The organism is Phenylobacterium sp. (genome assembly GCF_030693805.1).
Lineage (GTDB): Bacteria > Pseudomonadota > Alphaproteobacteria > Caulobacterales > Caulobacteraceae > Phenylobacterium.
This window is the reverse complement of record NZ_JAUXZW010000040.1, coordinates 1-1,197: the sequence shown is the minus strand read 5'-3', so window position 1 is coordinate 1,197 and position 1,197 is coordinate 1. Positions and strand designations below refer to the sequence as shown.

The 1,197-nt window shown below is 70.9% G+C and carries 1 protein-coding gene; it reads right to left on the bottom strand.

All coding sequences use genetic code 11. The annotated features are described in order from the left end of the window. A partial coding sequence (locus tag Q8M88_RS01785; protein ID WP_305594483.1) for a hypothetical protein occupies positions 1-1,197 on the bottom strand: 1,197 nt, incomplete at both ends.

The window sequence follows — 1,197 nt, the reverse complement described above, 5'->3', positions numbered from 1 at the left end:
CGCAGGTCTTGCGCCGCATCGGCCCGCCCGCCCAGGATGGCGAGCACGTCACGCACCTCCAGCGCCGGGCCCACGCCGCGACCTATGGGGCGGCTGCCATCGGTCACCAGGGCGCGCACTTCCAGCCCCAGCGCCCGGCCGGTGCGTTCAAACAAGTGGGCCAGTTCGTGCGCGGCCGCCTCGGTCGGCAGCTTGGTGCGGGGGCCGCAGGGCAGATCGACCACCACATGGGTCGCACCGGCCGCTTTTTTCTTGGACAGGATGGATGCCACCGCCCAGCGCGCCGAGTCCAGCCCCAAGGGGCGCGTGATGGCGTTCATCACGTCGTCCAGCACCGAGTGGTTGAGGCGGCCGTTCCAGGCGATGCAGGCGCGCGCCGAGCGCACACAGGCCGCCACCTCTGCGGCGGTGAGGTCGACACGGGCCAGTGTTTCCATGGCATCGGCCGTGCCCGCCGCCGAGGTGATGGCGCGTGAGGAGGTCTTGGGCATGGCCAGGCCAAAGGCCGCCACGATGGGCACCACAATCAGGGTGATGCGGCTGCCCGGCACGCCGCCGATGGCGTGTTTGTCCACCACCATGGGTTCGTCCCAGCTCAGGGTCTGCGCCAGTGCCGCACGGGCACGCGCCAGGCTCTGGACCTCGCCATCGCTCAGGCTTTGAGTGGCCGACACCAGAAAGGCCGCGAGTTCCGTGCGCTCGAAGCGGCCGTCCACCACCTCGCGCATCAGGCGCCGGTATTCCCCTTCGGTCAGGGCTTCGCCGCCGATCTTCTTGCGCAGCAAGTCACGCTCGCGCGCGGGCGCCACCGAGCGGGCCAGCAAGGCCGCGCCCGCCGGCGCGCCCAAGCGCTCGGCCGAGCGCGCGTCCAGCCCGATGTGGCCGGGCGGTACCCATTGGCCGTCGGTGCCCACCACCACCGGCACGCGCAGGCGTTCGCAACGGCCCGCGTGCACCGCTGCCACCTCCAACATGCCGCCCTCAACAAAGTCATCGGCGTGCACCACACACAGGGGCTCTTGCGTCAACAAGGCCAAAGGCCGCAGCGTCAGCGGGGCGCACAGCCCCAGCAACAACTCGACAAAGGCGTCCACGCCCTCAGCGGGCGTGCCGTCGTTGTAGACGCGCAGCGTGTGCACCGTGGAAGGCAGCGCATCCGCCTTGCGGGCGAGACGCTGCAGCACCTGCTCGCGGCTC